18 protein-coding genes are annotated in these 22,307 nt (G+C 34.2%); 7 read left to right on the forward strand and 11 right to left on the reverse strand.

Annotation, left to right across the window (positions count from 1 at the left end):
* The first annotated feature begins 213 nt into the window (after positions 1 to 213).
* The gene (locus tag R1X58_RS14975) at positions 214 to 1,314 is read left to right on the forward strand and encodes a heparan-alpha-glucosaminide N-acetyltransferase domain-containing protein (protein ID WP_240573173.1); all 1,101 of its coding nucleotides are present in this window, start codon (positions 214 to 216) and stop codon (positions 1,312 to 1,314) included.
* 100 nt (positions 1,315 to 1,414) lie between these two features.
* Positions 1,415 to 1,990 (forward strand): Crp/Fnr family transcriptional regulator, encoded by a 576-nt coding sequence (locus R1X58_RS14980; RefSeq protein WP_240573174.1) that lies wholly within the window; start codon positions 1,415 to 1,417, stop codon positions 1,988 to 1,990.
* A 72-nt stretch (positions 1,991 to 2,062) separates the two neighbouring features.
* Here R1X58_RS14980 and R1X58_RS14985 read toward each other — a convergent pair whose 3' ends face one another.
* Together R1X58_RS14985 and R1X58_RS14990 are read right to left on the reverse strand one after the other, a co-directional pair.
* Complete coding sequence (locus tag R1X58_RS14985; RefSeq protein ID WP_240573175.1) at positions 2,063 to 3,019, reverse strand: phosphoribosylaminoimidazolesuccinocarboxamide synthase; 957 nt, start codon at positions 3,017 to 3,019, stop codon at positions 2,063 to 2,065.
* A gap of 207 nt (positions 3,020 to 3,226) precedes the next feature.
* On the reverse strand, positions 3,227 to 4,180 hold the full coding sequence (locus R1X58_RS14990; RefSeq protein WP_240573176.1) for a PhoH family protein: 954 nt from the start codon (positions 4,178 to 4,180) through the stop codon (positions 3,227 to 3,229).
* Between the two features lie 153 nt (positions 4,181 to 4,333).
* Between R1X58_RS14990 and R1X58_RS14995 the strand changes: the two genes are divergently transcribed.
* From R1X58_RS14995 to dnaN, 5 genes are all read left to right on the forward strand, one after another.
* Positions 4,334 to 5,191 carry an SAM hydrolase/SAM-dependent halogenase family protein gene (locus tag R1X58_RS14995; protein WP_240573177.1) on the forward strand — a complete coding sequence of 286 codons (858 nt, stop codon included), beginning with the start codon at positions 4,334 to 4,336 and terminating at the stop codon, positions 5,189 to 5,191.
* Positions 5,192 to 5,301: 110 nt separating this feature from the next.
* The gene (gldF, locus tag R1X58_RS15000) at positions 5,302 to 6,021 is read left to right on the forward strand and encodes a gliding motility-associated ABC transporter permease subunit GldF (protein ID WP_240573178.1); all 720 of its coding nucleotides are present in this window, start codon (positions 5,302 to 5,304) and stop codon (positions 6,019 to 6,021) included.
* A complete protein-coding gene (locus R1X58_RS15005; RefSeq protein WP_240573179.1) occupies positions 6,018 to 6,503 on the forward strand; it encodes a hypothetical protein in 486 nt (161 codons plus the stop codon). Before gldF ends, R1X58_RS15005 begins: the two co-directional genes overlap by 4 nt.
* Positions 6,496 to 8,163, forward strand: coding sequence for a gliding motility-associated ABC transporter substrate-binding protein GldG (gldG, locus tag R1X58_RS15010; RefSeq protein WP_240573180.1), 1,668 nt, complete (start codon positions 6,496 to 6,498; stop codon positions 8,161 to 8,163). Before R1X58_RS15005 ends, gldG begins: the two co-directional genes overlap by 8 nt.
* Positions 8,164 to 8,343: 180 nt before the next feature.
* Positions 8,344 to 9,462, forward strand: coding sequence for a DNA polymerase III subunit beta (dnaN, locus tag R1X58_RS15015; protein ID WP_240573181.1), 1,119 nt, complete (start codon positions 8,344 to 8,346; stop codon positions 9,460 to 9,462).
* A gap of 73 nt (positions 9,463 to 9,535) precedes the next feature.
* On the opposite strand, the gene R1X58_RS15020 is transcribed toward dnaN, so the two are convergent.
* The 9 genes from R1X58_RS15020 to R1X58_RS15060 all read right to left on the reverse strand — a co-directional run bounded on the left by R1X58_RS15020 (position 9,536) and on the right by R1X58_RS15060 (position 22,296).
* On the reverse strand, positions 9,536 to 9,874 hold the full coding sequence (locus R1X58_RS15020) for a DUF4870 domain-containing protein (RefSeq protein WP_240573182.1): 339 nt from the start codon (positions 9,872 to 9,874) through the stop codon (positions 9,536 to 9,538).
* Positions 9,875 to 10,071: 197 nt separating this feature from the next.
* Positions 10,072 to 11,451 (reverse strand): TlpA family protein disulfide reductase, encoded by a 1,380-nt coding sequence (locus R1X58_RS15025; protein WP_240573183.1) that lies wholly within the window; start codon positions 11,449 to 11,451, stop codon positions 10,072 to 10,074.
* Between the two features lie 71 nt (positions 11,452 to 11,522).
* Positions 11,523 to 12,905, reverse strand: coding sequence for a TlpA family protein disulfide reductase (locus R1X58_RS15030; RefSeq protein ID WP_240573184.1), 1,383 nt, complete (start codon positions 12,903 to 12,905; stop codon positions 11,523 to 11,525).
* 15 nt (positions 12,906 to 12,920) lie between these two features.
* Positions 12,921 to 14,132 (reverse strand): TlpA family protein disulfide reductase, encoded by a 1,212-nt coding sequence (locus R1X58_RS15035; protein WP_240573185.1) that lies wholly within the window; start codon positions 14,130 to 14,132, stop codon positions 12,921 to 12,923.
* An 85-nt stretch (positions 14,133 to 14,217) separates the two neighbouring features.
* A complete protein-coding gene (locus R1X58_RS15040; protein WP_240573186.1) occupies positions 14,218 to 15,183 on the reverse strand; it encodes a hypothetical protein in 966 nt (321 codons plus the stop codon).
* 63 nt (positions 15,184 to 15,246) lie between these two features.
* Positions 15,247 to 16,656 carry a RagB/SusD family nutrient uptake outer membrane protein gene (locus R1X58_RS15045; RefSeq protein WP_317292996.1) on the reverse strand — a complete coding sequence of 470 codons (1,410 nt, stop codon included), beginning with the start codon at positions 16,654 to 16,656 and terminating at the stop codon, positions 15,247 to 15,249.
* A gap of 32 nt (positions 16,657 to 16,688) precedes the next feature.
* Positions 16,689 to 20,219: a SusC/RagA family TonB-linked outer membrane protein gene (locus R1X58_RS15050; protein WP_240573188.1), complete on the reverse strand. Its 3,531-nt coding sequence runs from the start codon at positions 20,217 to 20,219 to the stop codon at positions 16,689 to 16,691.
* Between the two features lie 160 nt (positions 20,220 to 20,379).
* The gene (locus tag R1X58_RS15055) at positions 20,380 to 21,546 is read right to left on the reverse strand and encodes a FecR family protein (protein ID WP_240573189.1); all 1,167 of its coding nucleotides are present in this window, start codon (positions 21,544 to 21,546) and stop codon (positions 20,380 to 20,382) included.
* A 183-nt stretch (positions 21,547 to 21,729) separates the two neighbouring features.
* A complete protein-coding gene (locus tag R1X58_RS15060; protein ID WP_240573190.1) occupies positions 21,730 to 22,296 on the reverse strand; it encodes an RNA polymerase sigma-70 factor in 567 nt (188 codons plus the stop codon).
* Between the last annotated feature and the right edge of the window lie 11 nt (positions 22,297 to 22,307).

Here is a 22,307-nt window from a genome sequence, read left to right on the forward strand (position 1 = left end):
GTTCTTAAAAAATCACACATCCGCTAATATAATACTTACATTGAAAATTGCAATTAATATTTGTTCCTTTTACGCTTATATATTAAATGAAATACATTATTCTAATTAAAAGCTTCCAAAACATACAAATAATTATATTTTGCTATACATTTGCTCCCTATTTCTATTTAATTAATAAAAGCTATCTTTATCGAAACCAAATCACAAATACCAGTGCAAGCTAATCGTCTATATTTTATTGATGCCGTTAGAGCATTTGCTATTTTAATGATGCTTCAAGGTCATTTTATCGATACGCTTTTGGACCCGGTTTACAGAGACAGTACCAACACAGCTTATAATATATGGTCCTATTTTAGAGGTATCACAGCTCCTACTTTTTTCACGATTTCCGGTCTGGTATTTACCTACCTGCTTTTACGAGCAAATGAAAAGGGAAATGATAAGCCCCGAATAAAAAAAGGCCTTTTTCGTGGACTGCTTCTACTAGGAATTGGTTATAGTCTTCGTATTAATTTAATAAGTTGGTTTAGCGGATATTTCAACACCTACTTTTTAGTTATTGATGTTTTACAATGTATTGGTTTATCTTTAATCATACTGGTTTGTTTGCATGTCCTATTTAAACAATACAGTTATTTATTTTCAGTCATTCTTGCTATTATAGGATGCCTTTGTTTTGTTTCTGAACCTCTTTACAGAAATCTGGTTATTGAAAACCTGCCGTTAGTCATTGCTAATTATATGACCAAAATAAACGGCTCTGTATTTACCATTTTACCCTGGTTCGGATACTCGGCATTCGGTGCATTTATTTCAACAGTATTTTTCAGACATGCCCACAGGAGTCGCTTTAAAATATTCACCATTATTACATTTTTTGTTGTTGGATACTTGCTTATGTACCACTCCACATGGGCTTTATTAAAACTACATACTTTAACCGATATTGAATTACTTAAACGTAGTGCCGACTATAATTATTTATTCATTCGATTAGGAAACGTATTCATTCTTTTTGGAATTTTTTATAGTCTGGAACGCTTTTTAAAGCAATCTATTATTGCTCGTATTGGTGAGAAAACCTTATCGATGTATGTCATTCATTTCATCATACTATACGGAAGCTTTACCGGTTATGGTTTAAAACGTTGGTTTAATAAATCGCTTGAACCTACAGAAGCTATTTTAGGAGCCCTGGCCTTTATACTGGTTGTTTGTTTTATCTCATTCCATTATGCCAAAACCAATCATTTTGTTTATAGTATTTCTAGTAAAATCATTGGTGTGTTTAAAAAGGAAAAATCTCAGTGATTATTCTTAGATTCAATTTTTATTTCTATATTTAAATTTAATTACACCCGCTCAAGACCCTCAATTATAACAAATTACAAACCCATCTCTCAACCCCACTATGAATAATATCAAATCCTTTATTGAAAAATATGTGACTATGCCTGCTGAAGACTGGGAACTTATTGAGTCAATGTTTAAGCGAGTGGTTTATAAAAAAAATGAAGCAATTGTCACTGAAGGTGAAGTTTGTAAATATTTTTATTTTATAGAAGAAGGCTTGGTGCGTAATTTTGTAAACAACAACAAGCAAGAAATCACCAAATTTTTTATTGCTGCTCCGTACTGCATGACATCGCGAATGAGTTTTATAAACCAAACGCCTACAAAAGACAATGCTCAAACCATAGAAAGATCAGTAATTTGGCAAATTACCCTTGATGAGTATAACGAATTGATTAAACTGGATTCCTGGCGCCTATTTACCAGAAAAATGCTTAATGAAGCTCAGGATTTTATCGAACAACGTCTTATAGAAAGCATGACAGAAACAGCTGAAGTGCGTTATTATCGCATGCAAAGAGAAACTCCGGATTTAGTTAACAGAATCCCTCAAAAATACTTAGCCAGTTACTTAGGTATTGCGACACAATCTTTAAGCAGAATTCGAAAAAACGCGCTTAAAAACGATAATTAAACTTATAGAAAACCATAAAAAAAAAAGCCCTTTTAATAAAGGGCTTTTTTTTTTATCAATATTTGAGACAAATTATTTTAAGTATTCTAAAACGTTAGCTTCAATACGGTCCTGAATATTGGTTACATCTGCCTTAACAAAAGTTTCACCAGTAATATTTTCATATAACTCAATATAGCGGTCACTTACCGAGGTGATATACTCATCACTCATTTCAGGTACAGTTTGTCCTTCTAAACCTTGAAAATTATTACTAATTAACCACTGACGAACAAACTCTTTACTTAATTGCTTTTGAGCTTCCCCTTTATCCTGACGCTCCTGATATCCTTCAGCATAAAAATAACGCGAAGAGTCTGGCGTATGAATTTCATCAATTAAAACAATTTTACCGTCTTTAGTTTTTCCAAATTCGTATTTGGTATCTACTAAAATTAATCCACGCTCTGCAGCGATATCTGTACCACGTTTAAATAATTTACGGGTGTAATCTTCTAAAACCAAATAGTCTTCTTCGCTTACAATACAGCGTTTTAAAATATCTTCACGAGAAATATCTTCGTCATGGTCTCCCATTTCTGCTTTTGTTGCCGGAGTAATAATTGGCTCTGGAAAAGCATCGTTTTCTTTCATACCTTCTGGCATTGGCACACCACAAAGCAAACGCTTTCCAGCTTTGTACTCTCGAGCTGCATGACCAGACATATAGCCACGAATCACCATTTCAACTTTAAACGGCTCACATAAATGCCCTACAGCTACGTTAGGATCCGGAGTTGCAGTTAACCAGTTTGGCACTAAATCTTCGGTTGCTTTCATCATTTTTGTAGCAATCTGATTTAATATTTGCCCTTTGTAAGGAATACCTTTTGGCATCACCACGTCGAAAGCCGAAAGACGGTCTGTAGCAATCATGACCAATTGCTCGTCGTTAATGTTATATACTTCTCTAACTTTTCCTTTATAAACATTTTTTTGTCCAGGAAAATTAAAGTTTGTGTCAATTATGGTATTATCTGTATTTGCCACGAATTCGTTTTTATTTAATATCTGATTTTTTTGATACTGCAAATTTATCAAATTGTTCGCATTTACCCGATAATTACAATTTAAAAATATGAAATTATATCTAGCCCTGATGAAGGCATATGCCGGAGCTCTTTTATGCTTGTTATCCATTTAAATAACAAGCATAAAAAGCGACTGCCGACAGCAGGAAACTGCTACTAAAAAGAATTATTCTCTGTTTTCGATGCTCTTATAAGCCTCAATAACCTTTTTAACCAAGCGGTGGCGAATAACGTCTTTATCGTCTAAGAAAATCATTCCTACACCTTCAACGTTCTTTAAGATTAACAGGGCTTCCTTTAATCCTGAAATGGTACGACGTGGTAAATCTATCTGACCCGGATCTCCGGTTAATAAAAACTTCGCATTTTTACCCATACGGGTTAAGAACATTTTCATTTGTGCGTGAGTGGTATTCTGACCTTCATCGAGAATTACGAAAGCATTATCTAAAGTACGACCACGCATAAAAGCTAAAGGTGCTATTTGAATGGTTCCGTTTTCAATATAAAGCGCCAGTTTTTCGGCAGGAATCATGTCACGCAACGCATCGTAAAGCGGTTGCATGTACGGGTCTAGCTTTTCCTTTAAATCTCCTGGTAAAAAACCAAGATTTTCTCCAGCTTCAACCGCCGGACGTGTTAAAATAATACGTTTTACTTCTTTGTTTTTAAGGGCTTGCACTGCTAAGGCAACACCTGTATACGTTTTACCCGTTCCTGCAGGTCCAATAGCAAAAACCATGTCGTTTTTACGCATGGTCTCTACCAGTTTACGCTGGTTGGCGGTTTGAGCTCTAATAAGCTTACCTCCTACACCGTGCACAATAACTTCGCCACTCTGCTCTGATGTATTATAATCATCGCTACTCTGGCTGGTTAATACGCGCTCGATGGTGTTTTCGTCTATTTTGTTGTATTTGGCAAAATGCTTGAGTAGCATATTGATTCTGTGATCGAATTCTTCCAGTAATTCTTCATCGCCAAAGGCTTTTACTTTATTTCCTCGCGCTACTATTTTAAGCTTTGGAAAATATTTTTTTAGAAGTTCGATGTTTGTGTTTTGTGCTCCAAAAAAATCCTTTGGAGAGATCTCTTCAAGTTCGATAATAATTTCGTTCAAAAGCGTCGGTTATTTTTAGGTTACTACAGAGATAAAATTAAAATAATATTTAATCAGACCAAATGATTTATTAGTTTTGTGAAACTCTGTATCAACTCAAAAATAAACAAATTTGAGTCAGGTAACACTAAAAACATATCAACAATTTTGCCGATGGCGATTATTACATTAACAACCGATTTTGGGGAGAAAGATTACTTTACTGGCGCGACAAAAGGAGCGATCTATACAGAATTACCCGATGCCAGAATTGTTGATATCTCACATGGTGTTTCCCCCTTTAATATTTTAGAAGCAGCATATATTATTCAAAATGCCTATGCCAGTTTTCCAAAAGGATCCATTCATATTATTGGAATTGATTCTGAAATTAACAAGGAGAATAAACACATTGCGCTAAAGCTTGACGACCATTATTTTATTTGCGCCAACAATGGTATTATGAGCATGATTTGCTCTGAAATTACACCTGAAAAAATTGTTGAAATAAATATTCACGACAGAATACAATCCAGCTTTCCTGTTCTCGATGTTTTTGTAAAAGTAGCCTGCCATATTGCACGAGGAGGCACACTGGAAGTTATTGGCAAAACTATTTCTAAGATTAAACCTATTAGGAATGTTATTCCTTATATAAATGACGATAAATCTCAAATTATTGGCAGCGTTATTTATATTGACAACTACGGAAATGTGGTAACTAACATTAAACGAAGCTTTTTTGAAACCATACAAAAAGGACGCGCCTTCGAAATATCGGCGCGTAACCATAAATTCAAAAAAATCTATCTTAAATATAGCGACATCGTGAATTTTGACATTCCCGAAGAAAAACGTCATGATGAAGGTCGTGGCATGGTCGTATTTAATTCTGGAAACTTTTTAGAAATTGCAGTGTATAAAAGTAATAGTGCCACCGTTGGTAGTGCCTCTACCCTAATGGGACTATCACTAATGGATACCGTTAGTATTAATTTTATTGCCGAATCGATACTACCTAAACTCAATTAAAGATGTTAATAAGAATTGTAAAAATGGTGATTTGTAAATCTCTTTCTGAAACTTTTCTTGTTAATTTTACCCTTGCAAAAGAACCTTTACTTAACTTTTAACTGTTATAAATGCTCGCCATTTTAAAGAAAGAAATAAACTCATTTTTTGCCTCACCAATAGGCTATTTGGTTATCGCTATATTTTTATTACTAAACAGCTTGTTTTTATGGCTTTTTAAGGGCGAATTTAATATTCTGGATTATGGCTTTGCCGATTTATCATCCTTCTTTTTATTGGCACCGTGGATATTAATTTTCCTTATTCCAGCAGTGACCATGCGAAGTTTTTCGGATGAGAAAAAACAAGGCACTTTAGAGCTTTTACTAACCAAACCTGTTTCGCATCTTAATCTTGTTTTAGGAAAATATTTTGGAGCTTTTGTATTAATCCTTATTGCGCTAATACCTACACTTTTATACGTTTATACAATATACCAACTAGGAAATCCAGCTGGTAATTTAGATGTAGGCAGTACGCTTGGCTCTTATTTTGGATTACTATTTTTAATTGCAGCATACACAGCAATCGGCATATTTACGTCAACCTTATCAAGTAATCAAATTGTTGCTTTTATTCTGGCTGTATTTTTATGCTTCGTTTTTTATATTGGATTTGAAGGTGTTGCCGATTTTACTTCAAGTGATTTTATCAATCAATTAGGTATGAGTTCTCATTATAAAAGTATGAGTCGTGGTGTTTTAGACACTCGTGACATTGTCTATTTTTTAAGTATTACAGCATTATTTATTATGCTTACCAAATTAACTATTAACAAAGAACAACAATGATTTTAACGCCCCTGTTCGTTACATTTTTAATTATAGTATTCGCTTTAACCTGGTTATTTACTAACACCATTGACAAGCGTAAATGGCTTAGTTTACTATTGGCTTTAGCTTTAACTCCGGTTATTTATTTCTATGTGTTTTACCCGCTAATTAACATATTTTCAAGCTATCACCATGAAAAACATTTCGATTCAAATGCATGGATAAGCAAGCCAGCCTTACGCTACGAAATGAGCAATGAAATAGTTGAAAAACATCTGTTTTTAGGAAAAACCAAACAAGAAGTAGAATCACTTTTAGGCAAAAGTGAATGGTTTGGCTGGGATGATCGTATTAAAGCTAATTCTCCTGAAAAATGGAACTATAACCTAGGATTTAAACCTGGTGCTTTTAATATGAATCAGGAGTGTTTAGAACTTATTTTTGAAAACAATAAAGTGATTAGTACCACCCAATACCAATTAGAAACAAAGTTTGAATAAAAAAGTAAATTATACCGTCGGTTTTATTGTTGGCTTAATACTTGTAAATGTAATAAGCAGCAACGTTTATAAACGTTTCGATTTAACCGAAGACCACCGATACACTTTAAGCGAAGCTGCAATTCAAATAATAGACAATGTTGAATCGCCTATTATTGTTGATGTTTTTTTAAAGGGAGATGATTTTCCTTCGGAATTTAGAAGGCTTCAAAATGAGACCAAGCAACTACTTGAAGAATTCGCTGCCGAAAACAGCAATATTGTTTTCAACTTCATCAATCCGCTAGAAGACGAATCGACACGTGAAAGAAACATTCAGCAGTTAACCGCTAGAGGATTAACACCTATGCAATTAAGCGTTCAGGAAAGTGGTAAAACATCTCAGGCTATTATCTTCCCTTGGGCATTGGCCAGCTATAATGAGCAAACCGTTATTATTCCACTTATAAAAAACAAAATCGGGGCATCACAGCAGGAATTAGTAACCAATTCCGTTCAGCATTTAGAATATGCTTTCGCCGATGGTTTTAAGAAGCTGGTTTCACCAAAACATCAAAAAATCGCCGTTTTAAAAGGTAATAAGGAATTAGAAGATAAGTACATTGCCGATTTCATTAAAAAACTTGGCGAATACTATTTTATTGCGCCCTTCACTTTAGACAGCGTTTCAAACCATCCTCAAAAATCACTTAAGGAGTTAAATGACTTCGATTTAATTATTGCAGCTAAACCAACAGAAGCCTTTTCGGAACAGGAAAAACTGGTATTAGACCAATATACCATGAACGGCGGAAAAAGTCTTTGGATGGTTGATGCCGTGATTATGGAAAAAGATAGCTTATACAATGCTACAGGAACCAACTTTGCTGTTACAAGAGATTTAAACCTAACCGATTTTTTCTTTAAATACGGTGTGCGAATTAACCCGGTTATTACTAGTACATTGTACTCCGCGCCTATCACCCTAGCCATTGGTGAAGGCAGTAATTCTCAGTTTCAGAATTTACGATGGCCGTATTCGCCGTTAGCATCAAACAACAGCAATCATCCAATCGTTAACAATTTAAACCTTGTGCGTTTCGATTTTGCAAACCAGATTGACACCTTAAAGAATGACGTTTCTAAAACCATTCTTTTAGAAAGTGCGCCATTAACCAAACTAGAAGGCACACCAAGAGAAATCAGTTTAGATTTAGTCACCAAAGAACAGGACCCTTCGCTTTTCAATAAAGGCAATCAAACACTGGCTGTGTTGCTTGAAGGCGAATTTCCTTCGGTTTACAGCAATCGTATCAAACCTTTCAAATTACAACAAGAAAAAGACATCAGTGTTCCCACAAAAATGATTGTTATTGCTGATGGTGATGTTATTAAAAATGATGTGGTTAGAGGTGCTCCTCAGGAATTAGGCTTCGACCGCTGGACTGGGCAACAGTATGGCAACAAGGAATTTTTATTGAATGCCGTAAACTATCTTTTAGACGATAGCGGCCTGATAAACATTCGTTCTAAACGTATTGATGTCGCCTTTTTAAATCAACAAAAAATAGCCGCCGAAAAAACCAAATGGCAACTTATAAACATTGCCTTACCACTTGTATTGCTTGCAATCTTTGGTTTTACTTATAATTACGTAAGAAAGAAAAAATACGGCGCTTAAATGTTAATAAGTTTGTTTCCTTTATTAAGGGCTAACGAATATATTTGTAAGTAGTATAATTCAAGACTTAAACTAAGTTCTTTTACATGTAACGCATCATAATGTTACAGCTGTGTTCTAAAGCACAGTTATTAATTTGTAATGGTAGCATGTAATCAACCAAAACCATAAAGTTAAAACATGAAATTTATAGTATCGAGTACTTATTTATTAAAACAATTACAAGTTTTAGGCGGGGTTATTAATAGCTCTAACACCTTACCTATTTTAGATAACTTTTTATTTGAATTAGACCAATCTAAATTAACCGTCTCTGCAAGTGATTTAGAAACCACCATGTCCTCTACACTTGAAGTTGAGAGCAACAGTGAAGGTAGTGTTGCTATTCCGGCACGTTTGTTACTTGATACGCTTAAAACCTTCCCTGAGCAGCCTTTAACTTTTGTTATTGAAGATAACAACACCGTTGAAATTAGCTCTAACCACGGAAAATATGCTTTAGCTTATGCCAGCGGAAAAGAATTCCCTAAGGCAGTAACTTTAGAAGACCCTAGTAAAACGGTTGTTTTAGGTGATGTTTTAGCTACAGCAATTAGTAAAACTATTTTTGCTGCAGGTAACGACGATTTACGTCCGGTAATGAGCGGAGTATTTTTCCAGTTCTCTACCGAAGGTTTAACCTTTGTGGCTACCGATGCCCATAAATTAGTAAAATATACGCGCGAAGATATTAAAGCAAGTCAGGTTGCTGAATTCATCATGCCTAAAAAACCATTAAATCTTTTAAAAGGTATTCTGGCTGGTAGCGAAGAAGATGTAACCATTGAATACAACGATTCTAACGCGAAATTCATCTTTGAAAACTCAACTTTAATTTGTCGTTTAATCGACGGGAAATACCCTAACTACGAAGCGGTAATTCCTAAGGAGAATCCGAATAAATTAGTTATCGACAGAACACAATTTTCGAACTCTGTACGCCGTGTTAGTATTTTCTCGAACAAAACAACACACCAGATTCGTTTAAAAATAGCAGGAGCCGAATTAAATATTTCTGCGGAAGACATCGACTACAGTAACAAAGCTGAAGAGCGTTTAACATGTGACTACCAGGGAGACGATATGCAAATTGGTTTCAACTCGCGTTTTTTAACAGAGATGCTGAACAACTTAAATTCAGACGATGTACAGTTAGAGATGAGCATGCCAAACCGTGCGGGTATTTTAACTCCTATTGATGGTTTAGATGAAGGTGAGCAAATTACCATGCTTGTTATGCCGGTAATGCTGAATAGCTAAGATTTTTAATTTTATACATAAAGAAAAACGCTCACCAATGGTGAGCGTTTTTTTATTACCTCAACTAACTAAACTAACTAATAAAATTAAGAGATAACGGGTATTTTGCAACTTCACCGTTACTGGCTTTAATAGCATTAATAATGGGAAAAATAAGCGATATGATACCGATAATAATAAAACCAATAATACCTATACCACAAAGCAACATTAACGGAATACATAATAAACAGTAAACAATTAAACTCAATTGAAAGTTTACAATATTTTTCCCATGCTCATCCATTTGGTACACTTTATCTTTTTGGGTTAACCAAATTACCAAAGGCACCAGCAGACTGCCAAAGCCTAATACTAAAGTGACTAACTGACTTAAGTGCATTATAACTAAAAGTTGATTATCTTGTCTCATGATTGATTTTTTTGATTGATGCTTATAGGACTCATAAACACGAAAAAAGTTACAGTTTTTTCCGCAAGTTTTAAATCATTTTAATAAAAAACCACAAAAGGGCTGCAGATGCAGCCCTTCACAATTCACATTTACTTAAGGGGAACTAACTCAAATATGAATTCTCAACCAAAAAAATTAAGATATAAACTCAATACTTATAACTTCAACTCTTCAAATAACGACACCAATTTCTCATTAGAAGGTCTTGGGGCATTTGCCGTAACAATATTACCTTGCGGATCCAATAGTATAAAACGAGGAATCCCTTTTATAAGATAACCCTGAACAAATTTCGAGTCAAAGGCATTGTCTGCTAATAACTGAATACCTCCCAACTCCTTCTCTTCAACCATGGCTTTCCATTTATCGCGATTATCAGGAGTGTCTACCGAGATACTTACAAATTCTATATTCTTATCGTGATACTGTTTTTCTACTTCTTTTAAATAAGGAATTTCTCCTTTACATGGCCCGCACCATGTTGCCCAAACATCTATATACACATATTTTCCTTTTAAATCGTCTAAAGATGTTGTTGTGCCATCGATGTTCTCATAACCTTCAAACTTTGGCGATGGTTGGCCCTTAGCAACGGTTTTTAAAGCCAGGTAACTTTCTTCTATTTCTTTGTTATTAACCTCATCTGTACTTCCTTTTAGATATTCGGCATAATACCCTTCTAAATCGGAGGTATAAGTAATACCGTATTTAGCTCGCTTATAACTTATAATATTTTTTATGGTTTGATTAGATAAAGTATTAACCGCCTTTAAGTAAGCAACATCTTGATCCATTTCAATAGAATCTGAAAACTCTTTTGCTAATTTTGTACAATAATTACCGACTAACCTACCGTAATTACTAGAAAAAAAGTAATCTTCAGCATTATTATAATCTAATTCATCAAATTCTTTTAAAAATCCTTCAGACACCTTAAAATCCGGAGTCTTACTATAATAGGCGTGAGAACCCTCATACTCATTTAATCGACTTAAATAACTGTATCTAATATTTCTCCTCTCTTTATCAATGTATTCACTTGGCAATCCTTGACTAGTTTCTAAAAGCCTAAAAGAAGCTGATACTATCTCTTGTTGTTTCTTTTTAAATTCATTTTCAGGAAGTAAATAAACGTTGCCTACTTCTTTTAAAATGTCTTTTGAAACCTTTTGCTTCTCTAATAAATAATTATTGTAAGTAGCACCTGTTCCTGAAAACTTTATGGTTTCATCATAGTTATTGTTATCAAAATTTAATTCAATATTATCTCCTGCTTGCAAATACATGTATGTTAGCTTACTTCCGTAATACAGCATAACATTATCAGCCTCTACTTGTAATGTATCGATGAATGTTCCATCTTCATTAATTGGAATGTATTTACTATTTGAATAAACCAAACTCATCAATTTTAAATCATCAGCCTGTTTATTCAAAACCGTTCCTCGTAAAACGATATAATCATTTTCATGTTCCATATGACAGGAAACCAAACTCATCAAGATGGCTCCGACACCTAAAATTTTTTTTATCATATTAAAATAATTTTAAAATATTCCACTCTACCCTACAACTGTCTTAAATCACAATTCTCTGACCTATAGAATTAAAGTTTTAGTTCTTCGAATACATCTAAAAGTTCACTTGACGATGGTCTTGGAGCATTTCGATTAACAATATTACCTTCGGGATCAATTAAAATAAACTGAGGAATCCCCATAATTTGATATGCTTTTATAAAATCGGAATTAAAAACATTATCAGCGATTAACTGAACTCCCCCTAATCCCTTTTCTTTAACCATAGTTTTCCATTTGTCATAGTCTTTTTCTTTATCAACCGAAATACTTACAAAAGCAATATTGTTGTTGTCATGATATTTTTTCTCTACCTCAATTAAATATGGAATTTCAGCTTTACATGGTCCGCACCAGGTTGCCCAAACATCGATATAAACATATTTTCCTCTAAAATCCTCTAGAGAAGTTTTACCTCCACTGTGATTTTCATACTCAGTAAAAGCTGGTGACGGATTTCCCTTTTCTAATGCTTTTACCTGGTTATATTTTTCTTGAACCTTAGCTTTTTGAGTTTCATTAGTAGTCAATTCTAAATACGTGTTATAGTCTGCTGAGAATTCATTAGCAAAAACTAAAGTCCCCATTATTGTTTGATACAAAAGGTCATTACGAATGTAATCTGACTGAAATTGGGTTGCTACTTCAAGCCTTGCTTGTCTAACAGATTTAAACCCGTCTTTTACAAGACTATCTGCTATTTCTCTATGCTCAATATTTACTAAATTATTATAGTATTTAGATCCTTTATAATCCTCTTCAATTTGAAAATCAATAGCCTTTGCTTCATCCAAAAAATTCTTTGAAACAACAAAATCTGGATCTTCAGTAAAATATCTATGTGAGTTTTGATAATACTGTAAGTTGTGTACGAACCAATAATTTATATATCTGGTCTGTTGATCTTTAAAAAGAGGATTGATAACTTCAGAAGCATTTAACAATGACATTAATTTACTTTTTTGATTTAAAATCAAACTTTTATAAGCCCCCTCTTCTAAAGTATAGTCATTTTTTCTGTTTTGATCAAAATCCTTTATTTTACCATTAATACTCTGTAACAAAATATTTTCATTCCCTCCTTGGCCTTCAAATTTTAATGAATCAGCAAAATTTTCTGCATCACTCGTTACAGTAAGTTGATCTCCATCAAATAAAGCAACACTTATATATTTTCTTCTATCCAAAGACAAAGTGTATACACCCGAATCTATATTCAATGTGTCCTGAAAACTACCATCTTCTGCTATGTCTATTTCATACTTGAAATCCCGATCATTATTAGTTAGGGTCAGTTTTTTGTATTCTCCTTTGTTCTCAATTTTACCTTGAAGAATTGCATAATCTACCGTATTATTGGTTTTACAAGCTGCAAGAAGAATTAATATAAAAATTGCTGATATTCTTTTCATTAGATTAGATTTGTTTTATCCCTTTTTAAAAATATTATCCAACATGGCATACATGTCTACCTTTTCCGGATTTTTTGAATTGTAAATAATCTTACCTTCCGGGTCTATTAATATTTTGGTTGGAAAAGAATTTACATTAAACGGTACTAAAAGATTATTATCATCTGTAGTTTGTATGTGTTCCCAATTATATCCATTCTCTTCAACGGTTTTTTTCCATCTCGGAACAGCATCTCCAGAATTAACACCCACTACAACAAAATTTTTATCTGAATACTTTTTATAATACTCTTTTATTTTTGGAATCTCCGCCATACATGGGCCGCACCAGGTTCCCCAATAATCCAGCAACACATAATTTCCTTTAAAATTTGACAATTTAAATTCTGAACCATCCAAAGTATTATTAGTAACAACCTCAGGGGCTGGCATGCCTATTTGTGTACTTTCAACCGCTTCTATTCTGCTTTTAACTTCATCATAAAAAGGCGTGCCTGATAAGGCTTCTGAATCAAAACCGGCAAGAACTGCTTTAGCTTCATCGTGCTTAAAATACTTTCTGTAATACCCATCCATAAACACATAAGACGCTGCTATAGATTTTGGATGATTTTTAGCAAAATCTTTTTTTAATTCGATTGCTTGTTTAAATAGCACATCTGATGAATCTGATAACCTTCTAGATTCTTCTTCACTTAATTCTTCGGTATATGTTCTAACTTTTAAAGCATGAGCTTTATCAATTAATGGAAATGTCTTTTCCTGGATAATTGTAAAATCCTGATTGACGCCTTTTTTATCAGACAACTTTGCATTTACCATATAATCGTCGACTCTACCTGTACAGCTAATTTCAGCGCCTGGATAACCGATAAACCATAATCTATTCACATCGGCTTTTGTTGAAGATGTATAGGTTTTACCATCATATTCTCGCACCCAACTTCTGGTATTTACAACATGAATGAAATACAGTTTATAATCATCAACCGAGTCGGTAAATGTAAACTTCCCATTATTCACCCAAAGGGTATCTCTTCGGTAACCATCTGGATACGCATTATTCTTTTCAGAATAAATCAAGTATTCTGTATCAAGGTTTTCTAAATTCGCCTTTAGCGTAAATGTTGATGACATCTCCTTTTGCAAACCAATATCCTTAGTTTTACAGCCAAAGAATCCCGTAGAAGCCATTAATATGACTCCCAGTATTTTTACTGTTTTCATGTTTTAAAAAATTAATGTAATACGTTTATTGTATGCCGATACAGGCTGCAACCTGTATCGACACCAATAAAATATGACTTACAAATTAGTTTGTGTAGATATTAGAAGGCCAGTCCTGACCATCTGTTCTGGTAAGTGTAAAGGTTCCATACTCATCATATCCTGCTGAATATTGGTAACTAAAATCAATGGTTAATGTTGGCCCACTCACATCAACGATATCCCATTTTTGCGCATATCTACCTTGAATTTCAACCAGACCACTTTCGTAATCGTAAGTTAAGGTTCCGGCACTACCATAGTAATAATCCGCAGTTAAATGACTTACATCATATACTGTAAAGAAACCAGGCTGCAATGTAAAGGTCATGGTTCCTGTTTGTCCAACAGTTACTCTTCCATAAATTGTAGCGTTAGCTGTAACGGCAGTCCATTCGTAATTAAAAGTTCCTTCCCAGATTGGTGGAGCAACATCAATTACATTTGTTCCAATGCCATAAGTACAATTAAACCCGAAGCAATCCACTCTTGAATCTACTACAGATCCATCCTTTCCAGTAATAACCCATTTAAATTCAAAAATATCATCGGTAGCTACCTGACCGTTATGATTTGCAGAAAAATCATTTTTAAATAATTCCTCTAACTTATCTTTTGAAAAAGAAAGTACAAACGAATCGGAAGGATTTGAAATAGTTTCATATAATTTCCCTTGTTCACCTCCTAAATATGTAAAGTTCTCACCATCTGTTTCTTCTACAAACGCATAGATATCAATTTTGCTAATTTCTGATGCTGTAGCATCACCTAACTCAAGTGTTACATTAAAATCTACATCGGTTGTATTCCAATATTGACTACCATTTGCTCCGGCTTCTACATAATATTCAAATGCTTTGAGGTCTTCTATTGCAGGTGTAAATTTAAGTGTTGCATTATCTACCCATGTAGAATTGTATGGTCTTGGCGTTACTACATCATCCTCTTCCTCACAAGATTGAAAAACAGGAAGCAATAACAAGCCTAAATAAAATAAAATTATTTTTTTCATCTCTATATTGTATTTAATGATCCTACTTTATATATAAAATATAAAATACTGACCTTTAGTTAATTAATTTAAGTTTGGATTTTGATCGGTAACTGCCGGAGCAATTTTCACAACATAACCATCGTCTCCTGGTTTTAACTCAATAGTCTCACCTGTTTCTGGATTGATACGCGTGTAGGTTGGGACTGCATCTCCATATACATGATATCTTTTTTGATCGAAAAGATTTATAGATGTTCCTGCTAATTCCTTACGTCTTTCATTTTTAACAATTTGTAAGGTTGTTGCATCATTTGTATGGGTTAATGCTGTAAACGTCGACATTCTATTTGCTAACAATGTATTTAAAACTGCTATAGCTCCTGCTCCATTACCCGTGCGCACTTTAGCTTCTGCATTGGTTAACATTAATCTTGGCACCGTTAAACCATTACAACGCTCAGAATTTGCGTGCATGTAAATATAGTTTGGAGAGACATCTACTCCTGCACTTGAAGTTTGTGTTGCAAACAAATACCATCTTCTGTCATTGTCTTTATCATACAAGGCTTCCAATTCTGGAGCATATAGGTGAAATGGGCGACTAAAAGACCAATAGTTGTATCTGTTCCACATATTCTCTTTATTTAATGTACCGCTATACCATAAACTACCATTATTATACCCTGACCATGGATTAGATGGATTTGCAAAATCTATGGTATTGTAATCGTATAAGAAATCGTAAAGACTTAAAGCTCTATTAGAATTTTCTACAGCTTCGTCAAAATCACCCATGAATAGGTTAATTTCTGCAATTAAAGCATAGATAGAAGCGCGACCTGGTCTAAAATTAGCATAAGAGTTTATAGCCTGATAATTATTCCCTAATAGGCTAAGTGCTTCGTTTAAATCTTTTAACATTTGCTCGTATACTTCACCCAGCGTTGAACGCCCTAACTGAGCCTGTAAATCGATTTTTAACGGCATCGCTACCCCAGGTAAATCTGGGTTTGCCGGATCGTAATGGTGTGCATATTCATTAACCACCAAGAAATATTCAAAAGCACGTTGGGCTAAAGCTTCAGCTTTTAAGATATCGCGGTTTGCCGGATTAAAATTCCCAGGATCTACACCATTTACATTCTCTAAAATATAATTCATGGTATGGATATAGAAATAAAAATCATTATAATCTTTATCATTAACACCTACAGGAAAAATATCGTGTTTCCATGCATAGGCATTTACATCCTTTGTAGTATTTGCAATCGAAGCAAAACTGGCATCGTTAAGGTATACATCTGGATCCATGAATCTTGTATTCTGGCCTACTTCACGAAGGATAGCATAATTCTGTAATAACTTATCGATATCTTCTAATGTTGAAGGAATAATCAATCCTGTAGGTTCTACATCTAGGAAATCATCCGGGCTTTGACAAGCCGATAAGGTCAGAAATGTTAGTAATAAATATATATATGTTTTTTTCATGATATTACGTTTTGTTTTCATAGTGTTACTTTTTAAAATGACGCTCTAACCCCTAAGGTATAACGTGTTAAATTCATATAAGCTTCACTGTTTGGAGCGGTAGGATCTACTCCTAAATCATTTTTAACCCAAAGGAACGGATTGGTAACCTGCATGCTTAAGCGTAAGTTTTTGAAAAATGTTTTATCTAAAAACTGTTGTGGCATACTATACCCTAAAATAATATCCTGTACTCTTATATAATCTGCTTTATGGGTATTTCTCGTAGATTGGCTCCAGATTCTATGCATAGTACCTGTTAACGATCGGCTTATTAATCCAGGGACATCTGTAGTGGCCTCATCTCCCGGTTGCATCCAGCGTTTAGCCCACTCTTTGTGCATTCTAATATTACCAAAATCGTAATCGTAGTTATTGTAAGTACCATATCCCACTGATCCGTAGTTATAAGACATTCTAAATACGTGTCCTGCCTGATAGTTCATGTTTATAGTAAGGTCTAAGCCCTTATATCTAAACGTGTTGGATAAACCACCATAATGAGGCGCTGTTCTGGTACCAGAATATTCCATTTCTTCCGGCATGATTGTACCATCATTCCATTTCTTGGTATTACCATCTAAATCATATAATAACACCTCTCCGTTATCATCTAAACCAGCAAAGTTATACGCATAAAAAGACCCCATGGCATCACCCTCTACATAAGCATTTCCTGATGACAATCCATCTGCTGTTGGATTAGATTCAATTAATGATTTTGATAAAATATTCTTATTGTGGTTAAAATTAGCTCTTACAGACCATTTAAAATCATCATTACGAATAATGTCTGCATTTAATACCAATTCAACCCCTTTATTGTCAATATTAGCGTAATTTACTCTCGAGGTTGAAAAACCAACCGTTGGGTCAATAGGTCTGCTCGTATACACATCGGTGCTCTTTTTTACATAATAATCAAAGCTACCAGACAATCTATCATTAAAAAATGCAAAATCAAGACCTAAGTTTGTTGTTGCTGTTTCCTCCCATTTTAAATCTGGATTAGCTGGTTGACTTAGATACAAGCTATTATACACATTACCCCAGGTAATATTTCTAATGCGTGCTGCTGCCTCTGGGTACACCCCTGTTAAACTATTTCCAGCTAAACCGTAAGTTCCTCTAAGCTTTAAACGATCTATCCAACTTGCATTAGACATAAAGGATTCTTTATTTAAATCCCATCCTAAACCTACTGACCATAATGGCTTGTATCTAAAATCTGGATTACTTCCAAAAATATTAGCCTGGTCTATTCTAAAACTACCGTTAAGGGTATATTTTCCTTGGTAGGTGTAACCTACATTAGAAAAACCACTAACAAATCGGTTATCTCTATTCGTTACATTAAAGACTAATGCAGCATAGTAATCATAAAATCTACCGCCATTCCAGTCGGTTAATCTGTAACCAACTAATGCAGCTTCATCAATTGGTAAATACGACGTCGATTGTTTATCATATCCAAATTGTCTGTTTCTTGTAGACTCATTAAATCGTCTTGAATATTCACCTCCGGCAAACACTGTTAACTGATGATCATCCCAGGTCTTATCCCAGTTAATAGTATTTTTAAACACCCAACCTTTTGAATATGAACGTTCCTGTAAATACATTGATCCTGGAGGTATACCGTACTGATAATTCCCTGTTGATGAATCATATACGTAAAAATCATTAACCGTGTTACGCCAAGATGGCATATTCATAGATCTAAACTCATCTAAGTCATTGGTATTACGCTCATATCTAAATGAACTACTTACCACGAAATCTTTAAATAATTCTATGTCCAATTGAAAATCGGCTCTTATATCTACCAGCGTACTGCTTTGATCACGGTTTCTACTATCTTCCAAGGCATTATAGGTATAAGGCACTCCTAGTTCTGCTTCACGATCTTGAGACATCCACGGATTCCAGTCATAATACTTTTGGATATACTGACCGTTTTCATCAACCAACTGGTCGTAAGGTTGCGCCAACTTAACCAATTCAATTGGGTCTAAACCATATCGTGACGTTAAATAATTATCCTTTTGCTGTCTTAAAGCAGCGGTCATACCAGCTGTAAAAGATATCTTATCATTAAAATCGAACGTATTTCTAAGATTCATAGTCATACGATCGTTATCATCACCTATTACAGCTCCATTTTGATCTACATAAGACAATGATGCAAAAAAAGCATTACGTTCTCCTCCACCTGATAAAGACAGATTGTATGTTTTTTGTGTTCCTGTTCTTAAAAAGTATTTACTCCACTGTTGGTCTATATCTCTCTTCTTAAGTTCATTGATATAGTTATCAAAAGTGTTTTGAGACCACACTACACCATCAGGCGACGTACCATTTCTGTATATATGCGCCAAATGAAAATCGTTAATACTAGCTGTACCTGTTTCTAATCCATTTATATTAGTCCAACCTCTATCGATATACTCCTGATCTAAAGCTAACTCTTGAGCTGTAGTCATGAAGTTAAAGTTCTTTAAATCAATATTCTCTTCTAAATCGACAAATGTTGAAGCGTCTACTGTTAATGCTTTATTTTTTCCTCCTCTTTTGGTAACAACAACTACTACACCGTTAGCTGCCCTTGACCCCCAGATTGATGCTGCTGCCGCATCTTTAAGGACTGTAATGGTTTCTACATCTTCTGGGTTTATCGACTCTAAATTAGACTGGTCTGCTAAAGGGAATCCATCTACCACAATTAGCGGACTGGTATTAGAACTCAAGACAGAACCTCTACCTCTAATTTCAAAAGTTCCTTGTCCAAATGCATTATTAATATTCACACTTGGTATTTGTCCAATAATACGATCAATAATATTGGTACTACTTGGTCTTTGCTGAAGTTGTTCTGCTCCAACCTGAGCAAAAGACCCGGTTGTTCTTTCTCTGGATAAAGTTTGATATCCCGTAACAACCACCTCCTGCAAGGCATTTACATCTTCTTTTAAAGTGACATCTACATTAGAATAATAGGTTAAGGCACTAACCTCTTTAGTTTCTTTAATGAAACCTACATAGGTAAACTCTAAAACAGCATTATCTGCTACAGAAATAGAATAGACCCCATTAAAATCTGTCGCTACGCCATTACGAGTCCCTTTTTCCAGTACCGTAACACCTGCTAATGGCATACCTGTGGCATCGGTGATCGTTCCTGACACTTTCACCTTTTGTTGTCTTCTGTCGTAAGTATGATCTACCTTTTTAATTAAAATGGTGTTATTTTCATCTATTTCAAACTCCAGACTACTGTTTTTAAGTGCTCTATCTAAAAGACTTATTACCAGTACCTCTCCTTGCTCTAACTGAATAGTAGGCGAATCTTTGAATAACTTTTTAGGAAATATAAAGTGGTAATTGGTTTGTTGCTGAATGATGTTAAACATTTCATCTACTGAAACAGACTGGTTTTGATTAATGAATACTTTTTCCTGTGAAAAGGATGTATTCGGATTAAACCCAAAAACCGTTGCGCACAACAAAAAGATAAATACTCTCATAATGCATAAGGGTAATCGCTTTCGTATTAGATAGCGATAGTTAGTTAATTTAATTTTCATAAATTTGTTTTGTGTTAGTTAGACATTACTTTAATTAATACATACAAGAGGGAGAAAGTTGCTACACGGCCAAATGTTTAAACTTAGCTCCCTTTTTTTTTTATTCAATACTTATGTTTTTCTCATGAAATTCATATTTATTTATGATTCCTAATTCTTTTAAATTCTGAAGTATATTTTCAATTTTTTCATCTTTACCCAGAGTCCCTACAAATAGTTCATTTTCAACATCTTTATTCTTAAACTCTACATTAAAATCATACCATCGCGACAATACCATCATAATCTCTTTCAAGGTTTTATTATTGAAACTAAAAATGCCCTCTTTCCATGAAATTTCGTGAAATACATCAACCTCATTAAATGTTATGGTGTTGGTACTACGATCTAATACAGATTGCTGATTTGGAAGTAAGATATGATCTTCCCCTTGATACTTAATATTTACCTTTCCTTCTACTAAAGTGGTGGTTATATTCGATTCGTTGTTATAGGCTTTAACGTTAAATTCGGTTCCTAATACTTCTATTTCATGATTGTTATTGGTTACCATGAATTTCGAACCTTTATGAGCTGTACTTGGAGACACGTCAAAATAGGCTTCACCATACAAAAGTTCCACCATACGTTTTTCGCCATCTACAAAAGTAACCGGGTATTTTAATTTCGATTCGGAGTTTAACCAAACCTGAGTACCATCAGATAGTTTTACGAAAAATTGTCCGCCTCTTGGTATGGTTAAATAATTATAGGCAATGGCTTTTGATGCTGTCTCTTTATTAGTATAAACAAGTTCTTCTCCATTACTTTCTAAATTATCAAAGGCAAGTTGCTCTCCTTTTTCTAAAGTAATGTTAGAACCATCCTCTCTGGTTAATACCGCTTTATTGGTTCCTACTTCAATACTCGTATTAACAACAGCGTCCTCTTGAACTATAAAGTCTGTCCCTTTATTTATAATTGTATAGATTGCTACAAATGCTAATATTGAAGCTGCAACCGCATATTTTACATAAGCAGACCTAAATATAGAAATCACCTTTGGCTGCTTAATTTCTTCATCATCTTTTATCGCTTCCAAGATGTTAACCAACATCCGTTCTTTAATAACGTCTTCTGGCCCTAAGGCTTCAACCCACTCATTTTCCTTTTGGAAACTTTCGTAGTAATTAACCAAGAGCTTTAACTCATCGGCCGTCGTTTCCCCTTCAAGATAGCGTTCTATCAATCTTCGGAAAAACTTATTATTCATTTCGGTATTGTCCATTAAAATATTTTTAAATAACTGGGTTCATCTTTTATGTGTAGAATAAAAGACCTATCCCCTAATGAAATTTAAAAAAAAATTAACTTTTTATTTACAAACACGACAAACCCTCAGTAATTAAAGGGATAACACTGAATTATTTTTCAAATAAAGAAAGTAATACTGCGAAAAAAGGAATATCGATTAATGTATAAAATACAGCATTTCTATACTTAACAAGTATCCTAGCGACGAACGGATGGTTCTTAAAGCCAATGTGATGTGATTCTCAACTGTTTTTGGTGAAATGCCTAGTTTTTCGGCAATTTCTTTATGGCTTAATTGCTCATTTCTACTTAAAATATAGACTTCCCGGCAACGTTCGGGTAGAGTCTTAACAATCGTATCTATTTGCATCACCAACTCTTCATGCATCAGTTTGGTTTCGGGCGTAGCATATTGAAATCGATCGTTTAGTCCTTCAAATAATTCTACACGCTGAATTTTATTTTTTCGAAATTCGCTAAACACCTTATATCTTACACAAGCATATAAATACGATTTTAATGATATTTTAATTTGAAGATTGTCTCTATAATTCCAGACATCAATAAAAACATCTTGAATGATTTCTTCACAGAGTTCTTTATCCTTAAGAAGATTATAGGAACTGATATATAGAGGCTTCCAATAGCTATCGTAAAGCTCAGTTAAAGCCTTCTTATCCCCTTTTTTAAGACGATCTACTATATCTGAATCCTGTGAGAGCATAAAATAAAAAT

Origin of the sequence: Aestuariibaculum lutulentum (assembly GCF_032926325.1) — a bacterium.
GTDB lineage: Bacteria > Bacteroidota > Bacteroidia > Flavobacteriales > Flavobacteriaceae > Aestuariibaculum > Aestuariibaculum lutulentum.